Raw genomic sequence first — 15,300 nt, forward strand, 5'->3', positions numbered from 1 at the left:
GCCGTGGTGCACGCCGCGGGCGTCGTCGACGACGGCGTGGTGGACGCGCTCGACGCGGAGCGGCTGGCGGCGGTGCTGCGGCCGAAGGTGGACGCGGCCTGGCACCTGCACGAGCTCACCGGTGACCTGGACGCGTTCGTGCTGTTCTCCTCGCTGGCGGGCACCTTCGGCTCGCCCGCGCAGGGCAACTACGCGGCGGCGAACGCGTTCCTCGACGCGCTCGCCCGGCACCGGCGCACCGCGGGGCTGCCCGCGACCTCATTGGCCTGGGGACCGTGGGCGGCGGACGGCATGACCGGCGCGCTCACCGACGCCGACCGGGAGCGGATGGCCCGCTCCGGGATGCCGCCGCTGGCGGTGGAGCAGGGGCTCGCCCTGTTCGACCTGGCGGTCGGCGCGGGCGAACCGGTGGTGCTCCCCGCCCGGCTGGACCTGCCCGCGCTGCGCGCCCGCGGCGACGTGCCGAGCGTGCTGCGCGGCCTGATCCGCACCCGCACCCGGCGGGCCGGTGCCGGGACCGGGGTGGCCCGCGCGCTCGGCGACCGGCTCGCCGCGCTGCCGGAGGCCGAGCGCGCCACCGCGCTGCTCGACCTGGTGCGCGGCCAGGTCGCCACCGTGCTCGGGCATTCCGGGCCGACCGCGGTGGAGCCGCGGCGCGCCTTCCAGGAACTCGGCTTCGACTCGCTGACCGCGGTCGAGCTGCGCAACGGCATCAACGCGGCCACCGGGCTGCGGCTGCCCGCGACCGCCGTGTTCGACCACCCGAACGCCGAAGCGCTGGCCGGGTTCGTCGCCGAAGAGCTGTTCGGCGCCACCGCCGCCGCGACCCCCGACGAGGTGCTGCCGCCGGTCGTCGACGACCCCGTGGTGATCGTCGGCATGGCCTGCCGCTACCCGGGCGGGGTGTCCTCGCCGGAGGACCTGTGGCGGCTGGTGTCCGACGGCGTCGACGCGACCGGCGACTTCCCGGCCGACCGCGGCTGGAACCTGGACGAGCTGTACCACCCGGACCCCGACCACCCCGGCACCTCCTACACCCGCCGCGGCGGATTCCTGCACCGCGCGGCCGAATTCGACCCGGGTTTCTTCGGGATGAGCCCGCGGGAGGCGCTGTCCACCGACTCGCAGCAGCGGCTGCTGCTGGAGGTGTCCTGGGAAGCCGTGGAACGCGCCGGCATCGACCCGATCTCGTTGCGCGGCAGCCGGACCGGCGTGTTCGCCGGGGTGATGTACAACGACTACGGATCGCTGCTGGCGGGCACCGAGTTCGAGGGTTACCAGGGCAGCGGCAGCGCGGGCAGCGTCGCCTCCGGCCGGGTGTCCTACACGTTCGGTTTCGAGGGGCCGGCCGTCACCGTCGACACCGCGTGCTCGTCCTCGCTGGTCGGGATGCACCTGGCGGCGCAGGCGCTGCGCGCGGGGGAGTGCTCGCTGGCGCTGGCCGGGGGCGTGACGGTGATGTCCACGCCGAGCACGTTCGTCGAGTTCTCCCGGCAGCGCGGCCTGTCCCCGGACGGGCGCTGCCGCTCGTTCTCCGCCGAGGCCGACGGCGTCGGCTGGTCGGAGGGCGTGGGCGTGCTGGTGCTGGAGCGGTTGTCCGACGCGCGCAGGCACGGGCACCGGGTGCTGGCGGTGCTGCGGGGCAGTGCGGTGAACCAGGACGGGGCGTCGAACGGGTTGACCGCGCCGAACGGGCCGTCGCAGCAGCGGGTGATCCGGCAGGCGCTCGCCAGCGCTGGACTGTCCACTTCGGACGTCGATGCGGTGGAGGCGCACGGCACCGGCACGTCGCTCGGTGACCCGATCGAAGCCCAGGCGTTGCTGGCGACCTACGGGCAGGACCGGGACGTCCCGCTGTGGCTGGGTTCGATCAAGTCGAATCTCGGGCACGCCCAGGCCGCCGCCGGTGTCGCGGGCGTCATCAAGATGGTGCAGGCGATCCGGCACGGCGCCCTGCCCGCCACCCTGCACGCCGACGCGCCCTCCACCCACGTGGACTGGGAGGACGGCGCGGTGGAGCTGCTCACCGAGCGGCGCCGCTGGCCCGAGCACGACCGGCCGCGCCGCGCCGGGGTGTCCTCGTTCGGCATCAGCGGCACCAACGCGCACGTCATCCTCGAACAGGCCGAACCCGAACCGGTGCCCGCCGACCGGCCGCGGCGGGCGATCGGGGCGGTGCCGTGGGTGCTGTCGGCCCGCGGCGAACCGGCGCTGCGCGCGCAGGCCGCCCGCCTCGCCGAGCACCTGGACGTCATCCCGGGCGCCGACCCCGCCGACGTGGGTTACTCGCTGGCCACCGCCCGCACCGGGTTCGAGCACCGCGCCGTGGTGTTCGCCGACGAACCCACCGGAACCCTGGAGGCGCTGCGCGCCGTCGCCGAAGGCAGGCCCGAGGCCGTGCACGGTCAGGTGGCCGACGGCGGACTCGCGTTCCTGTTCGCCGGGCAGGGGTCGCAGCGGCTCGGCATGGGCCGCGAGCTGCACGCCCGCTTCCCGGTCTTCGCCGCGGCCCTCGACGCCGCCTGCGCCGAGCTCGACCCGCACCTGCCGCGCCCGCTGCGCGAGGCGATGTGGGGCGAGGACGCGGAATCGTTGCACCGCACCGAATTCGCCCAGCCCGCGCTGTTCGCGGTGGAGACCGCGCTGTTCCGCCTCGTCGAGTCCTGGGGCGTGCACCCGGACCACCTCGCCGGGCACTCCATCGGCGAGATCACCGCCGCGCACGCCGCGGGCGTGCTGTCGCTGGCCGACGCGGCGAAGCTCGTCGCCGCGCGCGGCCGGTTGATGCAGGCGCTGCCCGCGGGCGGCGTGATGAGCGCGCTGCGCGCCGCCGAAGCCGAGGTCGCCGAGCTCGTGGACGGCCGCGAGGACATCGGGATCGCCGCCGTCAACGGCCCCGACTCGGTCGTGGTCTCCGGCACCGACGCCGCGGTCGCCGAGGTGGAGCAGCGGTTCCCCGGGGCGACGCGGCTGCGCGTCTCGCACGCCTTCCACTCGCCGCTGATGCACCCGGTGCTCGCCGAATTCCGCGCCGTGGCGGAAGAACTCACCTACCACCCGGCGGCGATCCCCGTCGTGTCCGCCGTGACCGGGCGGCGGGACGAGGTGCGCGACCCCGAGCACTGGGTGCGGCACGTTCGCGAGGCGGTGCGCTTCGCCGACGCCGTGCGGGAACTGGTGACGCTGGGCGCGACGACGCTGCTGGACATCGGGCCGGACGGATCGCTGGCCGCGCTCGCGCAGCACTCGCTGGACGCGACGGCCGTCGCGGTCCCGCTGGTGCGCAAGGACCGGGCCGAGACGGATGCGGTGCGCACGGCGTTGGCCGGGCTGCACGTCCGCGGCGTCGAGCTGGACTGGGCGGCGCTGCTGCCCGGGGCGCGGCAGGTGGAGCTGCCGACCTACGCGTTCCAGCACCGCCGGTTCTGGCCGGAACCGGCCGCCGGCGGCGGGAACGTGCGCGCCGCCGGGCTCAGCTCGGCGGGGCACCCGCTGCTGGGCGCTGCGGTGGAGCGCGCCGACGAGGACGGGTTCCTGTTCACCAGCAGGTTGTCCACCGGCAGCCACCCGTGGCTGGCCGAGCACGTGGTGCGCGGTGCGGTGCTGGTGCCGGGCACCGCGTTCGCCGAGCTGGCGCTGCGCGCCGGGGACGAGGCTGGCTGCGACCGGGTGGACGAGCTGACGCTGCTCGCGCCGCTGGTGCTGCCGGAGCGGGCCGCGGTGCGGGTGCAGGTGTGGGTCGGCGCCGAGGAGGACGGGCGGCGCGGCGTCGAGGTGTACTCGCGCCCGGACGACGACGCGGACCGCGCCTGGACGCGGCACGCCACCGGCGTGCTCACCGGCGGGGGCGCGCGCGTCGAGCTCCCGACCGGCGCGGGCGCGGGCACGGCGATCGAGCTGGCCGGGTTCCACGAGGGCCTCGCCGAGGCCGGTTTCGACTACGGGCCGGTGTTCCGCGGCCTGCGCGCCGCCTGGCGCGACGAGGACGCGGTGGTCGCCGAGGTGGAGCTGCCGGAGGAGACCGGCGTCGCCGGGTTCGGCCTGCACCCGGCGCTGCTGGACGCGGCCGTGCAGGCGGCGGCGCTGCTCGGCGGGTTGCCTGCCGGGGCGCTGCCGTTCGCCTGGCGCGGCATGTCGCTGCACGCCACGGGCGCGCGAGCGCTGCGAGTGCGGATCACCCGCACCGGCGCGGACGAGGTGTCGATCGCCGCCGTCGACCCGGCCGGGGAGCCGGTCGTCTCGGTGGAGTCGCTGGTGCTGCGCGCGGGCGCGCCGCAGCGCACGGCCGAGCAGGACGGGCTGTACCGGTTGCGGTGGACCGGGACCGAGCCCGGCACCGCCGAGCACCCGGTGGTGGTGCTGGGGTCCGCGGACTTCGCCGCCGAGTTGCGCGCCGCCGACGTCGATGCGCGCCACGTGGCGGACCTCGCCGACATGACCGAGTTCCCGGACGTACCGGCGGAATCCGCGCTGGTGCTCGTCCCGATCACCGGTGGCGCGGACGTCCCGCGATCGGTCCGCGAGCTCGTCACCCGGGTGCTGGACCTGCTCCGGGAGCCCGCGCTGCGCGAGGCCCGGCTGGTGTTCGTCACGCGCGGCGCGGTGGCCCGCGACGACGCCGAGGACGTGCGCGATCTCGCCGCCGCCGCGATCTGGGGCCTGATCCGCGCGGCGCAGGCGGAGAACCCGGGTGCGATCGGGCTGCTCGACCTCGACGACGACCCGGCCTCGCTGCCGTCGGCGGCCGAGTGGTCGGCCGAACCGCGCGTGGTGCGCGCCGGAGTCCCGCACGTCGGGCGGCTCGCCACCGGCACGGCCGGGCCGGGCGCGTCCTGGGCGTCCTGCGGCCGGGTGCTCATCACCGGCGGAACCGGTGGTCTCGGCGCCGCGGTCGCGCGGCACCTGGTGGCCGAGCACGGGGTGCGGGAGCTGCTGCTGGTCAGCCGCACCGGCCGCGCCGACGAACTCGTCGCCGAACTATCCGAAGTGGACGTACTGGTGGAGTCCTGCGACGTCGCCGACCGGGACGCGCTAGCCGCGCTGCTCGACCGCCATCCGGTGGGCGCGGTGGTGCACGCGGCCGGGGTGCTCGACGACGGGGTGCTCGACTCGCTCACCCCGGAGCGGTTCGACGCGGTGCTGCGACCGAAGGTCGACGCCGCCTGGAACCTGCACGAACTGGCCGGGGACGTCGCCGAGTTCGTGCTGTTCTCCTCGCTGGCCGGCACGTTCGGTTCGGCCGGGCAGGCGAACTACGCGACCGCGAACGCGTTCCTCGACGCGCTGGCCGCGCACCGCCGCGCGGCCGGGCTGCCCGGGGTGTCCCTGGCCTGGGGGCCGTGGGTGGAGTCCGGTGGCATGACCGGGACCCTCGCCGAGGCGGACCGGCGGCGCCTGGAGCGCTCCGGCATCCCGCCGCTGACGCACGAGCGGGGCCTCGCCCTGTTCGACGCGGCGGTCGGCGGGGACGAGGCCGTCGCGGTCCCGGTGCGGTTCGACTTCGCCGCGCTGCGCGGGCGGGAGGAGCTGCCCAGCCTGCTGCGCGGCCTGGTGCGGGCGCCCGCGCGTCGCGCGGTGGCCGCCGCGACCGCCACCCAGGTGCAGCGGTTCGCCGGGCTCGGCGCCGAGGAACGGCACCGGCAGGTGCTGGAGCTGGTACGCGGCCAGGTCGCCGCGGTGCTCGGCCATGCCACCACCGACGAGGTGGACCCGCACCTGGCGTTCCAGGACCTCGGGTTCGATTCGCTGACCGCGGTGGAGCTGCGCAACCGGCTCGCCGCCGACACCGGGCTGCGGCTGCCCGCGACGCTGGTGTTCGACCACCCGACGGCGGCCGCGCTGGCCACCAGGCTGCTCGCCGAACTCGTCGGGGAGGAGGAGACCGCGCCGGCCGAGGTGCCGGTGCGGGCGGTCGACGGCGATCCGATCGTCATCGTCGGCATGGCCTGCCGCTACCCGGGCGGGGTGTCCTCACCGGAGGACCTGTGGCGGCTGGTGTCCGAGGGGACCGACGCGATCAGCTCCTTCCCGGAGAACCGCGGCTGGGACCTGGACGCCCTCTACGACCCGGATCCGGACGCCGCGGGCACGTCCTCCACGCGGCACGGCGGATTCCTGCACGACGCCGCCGAGTTCGACCCGGGCTTCTTCGGGATGAGCCCGCGCGAGGCGCTCACCACCGACCCGCAGCAGCGGCTGCTGCTGGAGACCTCCTGGGAGGCGCTGGAACGCACCGGCGTCGACCCGATCTCGTTGCGCGGCAGCGACACCGGCGTGTTCGCCGGGGTGATGTACAACGACTACAGCGCCACCTTGGCCGGTTCGGAGCACGAGGGCTACCAGGGGCACGGCAGCGCGGGCAGCGTCGCCTCCGGCCGGGTCGCCTACACCTTCGGGTTGGAGGGACCTGCGGTCACGGTCGACACGGCGTGCTCCTCCTCGCTGGTGGCGATGCACTGGGCCGCGCAGGCCCTGCGCTCGGGGGAGTGCTCGCTGGCACTCGCGGGCGGCGTGACGGTGATGTCGACGCCCGCGGCGTTCGTCGAGTTCTCCCGGCAGCGCGGGCTGTCCGCGGACGGCCGGTGCAAGGCGTTCTCGGCTGCGGCCGACGGGGTCGGCTGGGCCGAGGGCGTCGGGATGCTGGTGCTGGAGCGGAAGTCGGATGCCGAGCGGCACGGGCACGAGGTGCTGGCGGTGCTGCGGGGCAGCGCGGTGAACCAGGACGGCGCGTCGAACGGGTTGACGGCGCCGAACGGGCCGTCGCAGCAGCGGGTGATCCGGCAGGCGCTCGCCGCCGCTGATCTGTCCACTTCGGACATCGATGCGGTGGAGGCGCACGGCACCGGAACCCGGCTGGGCGATCCGATCGAGGCGCAGGCGTTGCTGGCGACCTACGGGCAGGACCGGGACGTCCCGCTGTGGCTCGGCTCGATCAAGTCGAACCTCGGACACACCCAGGCCGCCGCCGGTGTCGCAGGCGTCATCAAGATGGTGCAGGCCATGCGGCACGGCACCCTCCCGCGCACCCTGCACGCGGGCAGCCCGTCGTCCGAAGTGGACTGGACGGCCGGAGCCGTGCGGCTGCTCGCCGAACCCGCCGACTGGCCGGATACCGGGCGGCCGCGCCGTGCCGCGATCTCCTCGTTCGGCATCAGCGGCACCAACGTGCACACCATCCTCGAACAGCCCGCTCCCCGGCCGCTGCCGGAGCGGGAGGTGCCGGCCGGTCCGGTGCCGCTGGTGCTGTCCGCGAAGACCCCGGCGGCGCTGCGCGCCCACGCCGAGCGCCTCGCCGACCACCTCGCCGACCCCGCTGCCGACTGCGCTGTCGAACCGGCCGACCTGGCGTTCTCGCTGGCCACCGGCCGATCCCGGTTCGACCGGGCGGCCGCGGTGGTCGCCGCGGACGGACCGGCGGCGGTGCGCTCGCTGCGCGCCCTGGCCGCCGGGACACCGGACGGCGCCACCGTCGAAGGGCTGGCCGGTCGTGGCGGTCCGGCCGGTCGCGGCGGGCTGGCCGTGCTGTTCACCGGCCAAGGCGCCCAGCGGCTCGGGATGGGCCGCGAACTGCACGCGCGGTTCCCGGCGTTCGCGGCCGCCCTCGACGAGGCCTGCGCCGCGCTCGACCCGCACCTGGAGCGCCCGCTGCGGGACGTCATGTGGGGCGAGGACGTGGAAGCGCTGCAGCGCACCGAATTCGCGCAGCCCGCGCTGTTCGCCGTCGAGGTGGCCCTGTTCCGGTTGCTGGAGTCCTGGGGCGTGCGGCCGGACCACCTCGCCGGGCATTCCATCGGCGAGATCACCGCGGCGCACGTCGCGGGCGTCCTCGACCTGCCCGACGCGGCCACCCTCGTCGCCGCGCGCGGCGGCCTGATGCAGGCGCTGCCCGCCGGTGGCGCGATGACCGCCGTGCAGGCCACCGAGGACGAGGTGCTGCCGCTGCTCGCGGACCGCGAACTCGGCGTCGCCGCCGTCAACGGACCGGACTCGGTGGTGCTCTCCGGTGCCGCCGACGCCGTCGAGGACGTCGCCGCGCACTTCCGGGAGCTCGGTCGCCGCACCACCGCACTGCGGGTGTCGCACGCCTTCCACTCACCGCTGATGAACCCGGTGCTCGACGAATTCCGCGCGGTGGCGGCCGGGCTGACCTACCGCGACCCCGAGATCCCGATCACCTCCACCAGCGGCGAGCCCGGCGACTTCGACGCCGAGCACTGGGTGCGGCACCTGCGCGCCCCGGTCCGGTTCGCCGACGCCGTCCGCGACCTCGCCGACCGGGGGGCCACCGCGTTCCTCGAACTCGGGCCGGACGGCGCGCTCACCGCGCTCGCCCGCGACACCGCCCCGGAGTACGCGGTGCTGATCCCCGCGCTGCGCGCCGGGCACCCCGAGGAACCGGCGGTGCTCACCGCGCTCGCCCGGCTGCGGATGCACGGCACCGAACCGGACTGGCGGGCGGTGCTGCCCGGGGCGCGGCGCGTCGACCTGCCCACCTACCCGTTCCAGCACCAGGAGTTCTGGCCGGACACCCCGCCCGCCGCGGCCGGGAACGTCACCGCGGCCGGGCTGCGCGACGCCGGGCACCCGCTGCTCGGGGCCGCCGTGGAACTCGCCGACGCGGGCACCGCGCTGTTCACCGGCACGCTGTCCCGCCGCACCCACCCGTGGTTGGCCGAGCACGTCGTCGGCGGCACCGCGCTGGTGCCCGGCACCGCCCTGCTGGAGCTGGCGCTGCGCGCGGGAGAGGAGACCGGCTGCGACCGCGTCGAGGAGCTCACCCTCACCGCACCGCTGGTGCTGCCCGCGCGCGGCGGGGTGCAGGTGCAGGTCGCGGCCGCCGCTCCGGACGCGGACGGCCACCGCGCGCTCACCGTGCACGCCCGCGAGGACGACGGGCAGGACTGGCGGCTGCACGCCACCGGATCGCTCGCCCCGGCCGCCGGCGAACCGGCCGAGCTCGGCACCTGGCCACCGCCCGGCGCGGAACCGGTCGATGTCGACAACTGCTACCAGCGGTTCGCCGACCTCGGGTTCGACTACGGGCCGGTGTTCCAAGGCCTCCAGGCCGCCTGGCGCGACGCGGACGCGGTGTTCGCCGAGGTGGCCCTGCCCGCCGAGGTGGACGTCGCGGGCTACGGCCTGCACCCGGCGCTGCTGGACGCGGCGCTGCACGCCGCGATCCTCGCGAGCTCCGGCGACGGCGAGCTGCCCTTCGAGTGGCGCGGCGTCACCGCGCACGCCACCGGCGCCCGCGCGCTGCGGGTGCGGCTGACCCGCGACGGGGACGCGTTGAGCATCGCGCTCACCGACCCGGCCGGGACGCCCGTCGCGACCGTCGACGCGCTGCGCACCCGGGCGGCCGCGCCGGTGCGGCACGGCATCGGGCGGGACTCGCTGTTCCGCCGCGACTGGGCCGAACCCGCCGCGACCGGCGCGCCCGCCGAGGTCCCGGCGCTGGCCGGACCGGACCCGTTCGGGCTGACCGAGCTGTTCCGCGAAGCCGGGCGGCTCGCCGAGATCCACGACCACCCGGGCGACGCGACCGGGACGGTGCTGTGCTCGCTGGACGGCGGCGACGAGCCGGCGGCCGCACACGCTCTCACCCGGCAGGTCCTCGACCTGGTGCGAGAGCACCTCGCCGCCGACCGCGGCGGCACGCTGGTGTTCGTCACCCGTGAAGCCGAGGACCTCGCGGCCGCCGCCGCGGCCGGACTGGTGCGCACCGCCGCCACCGAACACCCCGGCCGGTTCGCGCTGCTCGACCTCGGCACCGGGCCGGTCACCGCGGACGCGGTGCTGCGCGCCCTCGCCGTCGACGAACCGCACGTGTCCCTAGTGGACGGTGCGCCGCGGGTGCCGCGGCTGGTGCGGGCCGAGCCCGTCGAACCCGCCGAGCTCGCCGAACCCGCCGACCAGGACCCGACCGGCACCGTGCTCATCACCGGCGGCACCGGCGGCCTCGGCCGCGCGCTGGCCCGGCACCTCGCCGGACGGGGAGCGCGGCACCTGCTGCTGGCAGGCAGGCGCGGACCCGACGCCGACGGCGCCGCGGAACTGGTCGCCGAACTCGCCGGGCTCGGTGCGCACGCCGAACTCGCCGCCTGCGACTTCGCCGACGGCGAGGCCGTGGCCGCGCTGCTCGCGGACATCCCCGCGGACCGGCCGCTGCGCGCGGTGCTGCACGCGGCCGGAGTGCTCGACGACGGGACGCTCGACTCGCTCACCCCGGAACGGGTGGACGCGGTGCTGCGGCCGAAGGTCGACGCCGCCTGGAACCTGCACGACCTGGCCGGTGACGTCGCCGAATTCGTGCTGTTCTCCTCCATCGCCGGGATGTTCGGCGCCGCCGGGCAGGGCGGCTACGCCGCCGCCAACTCCTACCTCGACGCGCTGGCCCGGCACCGCCGGGCGGCCGGGCTGCCCGCCGTGTCGATGGCGTGGGGCCCGTGGGACAGCGGCATGGCCGGAGCGCTCGACGAGCGGGACACCGCACGCCTCGAACGCGCCGGAACCCCACCGCTGAGCGAAGAACTCGGCCTGGCGCTGTTCGACGCCGCGCTCGCCGCGGACGATCCGGTGCCCGCACCGGTGCGGCTCGACCTGGCCGCCCTGCGCACCCAGGACGAACCGGCGCCGCTGCTGCGCGGACTGCTGCGCACCCCCGCGAAGCGGGCCGCGAGCACCGGCGAGGACCTGGCCACGACGCTCGCTGCGCAAACCGGGCCGCAGCGCCGCGACACCCTGCTGGAACTGGTGCGCACCCACGCCGCCCAGGTCCTCGGGCACGCCGACGCCACCGGTGTCGAACCGCACGACGAGTTCAAGGGACTCGGCTTCGACTCGCTCACCGCCGTCGAATACCGCAACCGGATGAGCGCGGCGACCGGGCTCCGGCTACCCGCCACCCTGCTGTTCGACCATCCGACCCCGGCCGAGCTCGTCGAGCACCTGCTCGGCGAACTCGCCCCGGAACGCGGTGGGGCGGCGGCGCTGCTGGCCGAACTGGACCGGCTGCACCGGGCCTTCGACGGGCTCGAAGTGGACGAGGAGCTGCACGAGCAGGTCACCGGTCGCCTCGACGTGCTGCGCAGCAAGTGGGGAGCGCTGCGCGGCGGGGAACCCGCCGAAGAGTTCAGCTTCGACGAGGCCAGCGACGAGGACATGTTCCACATGCTCGACGACGAACTGTCCTGAAAACGGTCTCCGCGCTCGTTCTGCTCGGTGGGGTGGGTGGCGGAACCTCAGCTGTTCCCTCGCTGCGGGATCGATTTCACCGGTGGCTCCGCCACAGGAGAAATCGCTGTCCTCGCGAGGAAACAGCTGAGAACCCGCGGGTGGTCCTGCTGCGTGCGTGGTCGCTGCTCAGCGGCTTCGCCGCTGACAGGATGGTGGGGAGATCCGGTTCGTAGGTGTCGTTCGCGGTTGCTTTGTTGCGGGAGATCTTGCGGGCGGCGATGTTCGTACTGCGGGGTCGTCGTTCTGGGACGCTGGGAGTCGCCGGGTGTGCCGGCGGCCGGGGTCGCCGGTGGGATGGAATCGGGAGTTCGCCCGGTCTGAGCCTGCGGACTGGGGGTGGCGCATCCGCAAAGAGCGCAACCAGGGCTCAAGCGGGGACGTTTTCGCCCGCCGTCAGGGGATCGGCGGTGCCTTACGGTGATACGGCGCGGTGGCATCCGTTGCCGTGCGGGGAACCGTGCGGCGGCCGAGCTGGATCGGCGGTGGTCGAGCCGGACCGGCGGTCGAGCCGGACCGGGCGGCGATCAGGCCGGACGGGCGGCGGGCCGGATCAGAGCGGGCGGCGGAAGCCGCGGATCGCGAGGGCGGCGCTGGCCAAGGTGACCAGGACGCTGATCAGCAGCGACGGCACCACCAGCTGCCCGCCGTCGGCCAGGTCGAGCGCCACCGCGCGGGAGGCGTCCACCGCGTAGGTGAGCGGGTTCAACCGCGCCACGACCTCCAGCCAGTCCGGCAGCTGCTCGATCGGCACGAACGCGCTGGAGATGAACATCAGCGGCACCATCACCAGCACGCTGATGTTCTGCATCGGCTCGGTGCGCCGCATGCAGGCGCCCATCGCGAGGAAAGCCCAGCTCAACGCACTGCCCACGGCCAGCGTCAGCAGCGCGGACAGCACCATGCCGACGAACCCGCCGCGCGGCGCGTAGCCGAGCAGCCCGACGGCCAGCGCCAGGATCATCACCAGCTGCACCGCGGTGCGCACGAAGTCGGAGGTGCTGCGCGCCAGCAGCAGCGAACTCGGCATGATCGGCAGCGATCGCAGCCGCGACACGATCCCGTTGCGCAGGTCCTCCACCAGCCCGACGCCGGTCTGCGAGGACGTCTGCACCACGTGGTTCACCAGCACCGCGGGCATCAGGAAGTCGAGGTATTCGGTGCCCGGCGGCAACCCGCCCGCCAGCGGCAGGTTCCCGAAGATCTGGGTGAACACGAACAGCGTCATCACCGGCTGGATCAGCCCGACCAGCACCAGTCCGGGATCGGTGAGGAAGGCGCGCAGCGAACGGCCGGTCAGCACCACCACCTGGGTGACCGCGGAACTGCCGTTCCAGCGGGGCGGTGCGCAGCCGGTGATCGTGGTGGTCATGCTCGCTCCACTGCGGTCGAGGGGGGCGCGTCGCGCGCGTGGCGGGCGAGCGCCAGGTACACGTCGTCCAGCGTCGGCTCGCCGAAGGCCAGCTCGGCCGCGTCGATCCCGGCTTCGTCGAGCACCCGGATCACCGCGGCCGTCTCCCGGGATTCCTCGATCGGCGTCACGATCGCGGCGCCGTCCTGCGCGGCCGACGGGGCGAAACCGGCGCGGCGCAGCGCCGCGCAGCCGATCTCCGCGTCGGAGCCGGTGCCGAGCACGACGGTGACGGTGCGCTTGCCGACCTGCGCCTTGAGCTCCGCGGCCGAGCCGGCGGCGACGACCGTTCCGGCGGACAGCACGGTGATCGTGTCGGCGAGCCGGTCCGCCTCGTCGAGGTACTGGGTGGTCAGCAGCACCGTGGTGCCCTCCGCGACGAGGCGTTCCACGATGTCCCACATCGCCATCCGGCTCGACGGGTCCAGCCCGGTCGTCGGCTCGTCCAGGAAGATCACTTCGGGGTTGCCGACGAGGCAGGCCGCCAGGTCCAGTCGCCGCCGCATCCCGCCGGAGTAGGTGCCCGCCCGGCGGCTCGCGGCGGCGGTGAGGTCGAACGCCTCCAGCAGCTCCGCGGCGCGCTTGCGGGCGCGGCTCCCGTCGGCGCCGAGCAGCCGGGCCAGCATGACGAGGTTGTCGCGGCCGCTCATCTGCTCGTCGACCGAGGCGAACTGGCCGGTGAGCCCGATGCGCTTGCGCACCTCCCGCGGCTGTTCGGCGACGTCGAACCCGGCGACCCTGGCCACCCCGGACGTCGCGGGCAGCATCGCGGTCAGCACGTTCACCAGCGTCGTCTTGCCCGCGCCGTTGTGCCCGAGCAGGCCGAGGACCGAGCCGCGCGGCACGCTCAACGTCACCGAATCCAGCGCGGGCACCGCGCCGAAGGACTTGCCGACGTCGATCGCCTCGATCATCGGAGTCCCGGCGCCGACGGCACCGCGGGCGGGCCGCTCACCGGGGGCCGTTGGCAGCACGGTCATGCGTGGCTCCCCCGCAACTGGTTCGTCGTGTGCCCCGGGGACGGTGCTCGCGTCTCCCCAGGATCCGCGAGCCGAGCATGCGGTACCGGTCGGTGGCGGGCCAACGGCTAGCACCGAAACACTCGTGCGACGACTAGAACAGCACGCGCCTCCGACGTCGGGAGCGCCGAATTCCGCTCCACATCTAGGGATTCGCCCACCGCCGCGCGGCGTAGCTTGGCGGCGCACGTCGAGCGGAACGAGGAGACGCGCATGCGAGTGCTGTTCGCGGTGTCCGCCTGGCCGGGCCACTACTTCCCGCTGGTCCCGCTGGGCTGGGCGCTGCGCGCCGCGGGCCACGACGTGCGGGTGCTGTGCGCGGAGTCCGATGTGGACCCGGTGACGCGGGCGGGACTGACGCCGGTGCCGGTGCTGCGCGGGCTGGACCTGCTGCTCGGCGCGCGGATGATCAACCTGATCGGCGCGTACCAGGGGAACTGGCCGTACCCGGTGCCGCCGCTGCACCCGGAGACGGGCGAGCCGCTGGACCTGGCGAGCTTCGATTTCGCCGCGTGGCAACAGGAACTGCGTCCGGTGCTGCTGGAGCACGCCACCCGCAGCACCGACGCGGCCGTCTCCTACGCCCGCGACTGGCGGCCCGACCTGGTGGTGCACGACCTGATGAGCCTGGAAGGCCCGCTGGTCGCGAAGGTCACCGGGGTGCCCGACGTCCTGCAGCTGTGGGGCCCGGTCGGCACCGGCGACGACTACAGCCCCGTCGGTGGTGGTGCACCGCAACCCGCGGTGCCGGTGGACACCAGCGGTGCCTTCGCCCGCTACGGGGTGGGCGAGATGGGTTTCCACCACGTCGACCACGTGCTGGACCCGTGCCCCGAGCAGCTCCGGCCGGGCGGCGGCGAACCGCGCATCCCCGCCCGCTACATCCCGTACAACGGGCCGGGCGCGGCACCGCTGGACCTGCCGCCGCGCACCGGGCGACCCCGGGTGTGCGTGGTGTGGGGCCGCTCGGCGACCCGCACGTTCGGCGCGACGGTGAACAAGATGCCGCAGGTCGTGGCGGCCGCGACCGGGCTGGGCTGCGAAGTGCTGCTGCTCGCCTCACCCGCCGACGCGCGCGAGTGCGGGCCGCTGCCGGACTCCGCGCACGTGCGCACCGACCTGCCGCTGAGCCTGGTGCTGCCGGAGTGCGACGCGGTGGTGCACTACGGCGGCGGGGGAGTGACGATGACCTCGGTGCTGGCCGGTGTGCCGCAGCTGGCGCTGCCGTGCGGGTTCGACCAGACGCTGATGGCGCGGCGGCTCACCGGTTCCGGAGCCGGGCTGGACATCCCGAACTGGGAGGCCGACGCCGATGGGATCACCGGTGCGCTGCACCGGCTGCTCACCGAACCGGCGTTCACCGAGTCCGCTGCCGAGGTGGCCGCTTCCGCTGCCGAACTGCCTACCCCGGCTGATGCGGTTCCTGCGTTGCTGGGGCTCGTTGCGCGGGGATGAGCTTGCGTTGTTCCGGGGTGGGTGGCGGAACCGCAGCGGGATTCTCGCTGCGGGATCCTTTCTTCGTCACGAGGGAAAAAGCCCTCCTCGCGAGAATCCCGCTGGGAACCCGCTGCGGTGCCGGTTGCTCTGGTGGTCGTCAGCTCAGCGGCTTCGCCGCTGACAGGCGAAAGACACGGCCTG

At 75.0% G+C, this 15,300-nt stretch carries 4 protein-coding genes; 2 read left to right on the plus strand and 2 right to left on the minus strand.

The genetic code is table 11. The annotated features are described in order from the left end of the window. Positions 1 to 6: 6 nt before the first annotated feature. Positions 7 to 11,193 carry an SDR family NAD(P)-dependent oxidoreductase gene (locus tag ABZ805_RS15575; protein WP_358440028.1) on the plus strand — a complete coding sequence of 3,729 codons (11,187 nt, stop codon included), beginning with the start codon at positions 7 to 9 and terminating at the stop codon, positions 11,191 to 11,193. Positions 11,194 to 11,785: 592 nt separating this feature from the next. On the opposite strand, the gene ABZ805_RS15580 is transcribed toward ABZ805_RS15575, so the two are convergent. Both ABZ805_RS15580 and ABZ805_RS15585 read right to left on the minus strand, forming a co-directional pair. Beyond that, complete coding sequence (locus ABZ805_RS15580) at positions 11,786 to 12,604, minus strand: ABC transporter permease (RefSeq protein ID WP_358440030.1); 819 nt, start codon at positions 12,602 to 12,604, stop codon at positions 11,786 to 11,788. Then, positions 12,601 to 13,623 carry an ATP-binding cassette domain-containing protein gene (locus ABZ805_RS15585; protein WP_358440032.1) on the minus strand — a complete coding sequence of 341 codons (1,023 nt, stop codon included), beginning with the start codon at positions 13,621 to 13,623 and terminating at the stop codon, positions 12,601 to 12,603. The genes ABZ805_RS15580 and ABZ805_RS15585 overlap by 4 nt, the downstream gene beginning before the upstream one ends. A 252-nt stretch (positions 13,624 to 13,875) precedes the next feature. Between ABZ805_RS15585 and ABZ805_RS15590 the strand changes: the two genes are divergently transcribed. Then, positions 13,876 to 15,117 (plus strand): nucleotide disphospho-sugar-binding domain-containing protein, encoded by a 1,242-nt coding sequence (locus tag ABZ805_RS15590; RefSeq protein WP_358440034.1) that lies wholly within the window; start codon positions 13,876 to 13,878, stop codon positions 15,115 to 15,117. Positions 15,118 to 15,300 lie beyond the last annotated feature (183 nt).

This window comes from Saccharopolyspora sp. NPDC047091, from assembly GCF_040643635.1.
Taxonomy (GTDB): domain Bacteria; phylum Actinomycetota; class Actinomycetes; order Mycobacteriales; family Pseudonocardiaceae; genus Saccharopolyspora_C.

Excerpts from the sequence above, each read along its gene's own strand:
- ABZ805_RS15580 (WP_358440030.1), bottom strand. The coding sequence starts at position 12,604 with ATGACCACCACGATCACCGGCTGCGCACCGCCCCGCTGGAACGGCAGT.
- ABZ805_RS15585 (WP_358440032.1), bottom strand. The coding sequence starts at position 13,623 with ATGACCGTGCTGCCAACGGCCCCCGGTGAGCGGCCCGCCCGCGGTGCC.
- ABZ805_RS15590 (WP_358440034.1), top strand. The coding sequence starts at position 13,876 with ATGCGAGTGCTGTTCGCGGTGTCCGCCTGGCCGGGCCACTACTTCCCG.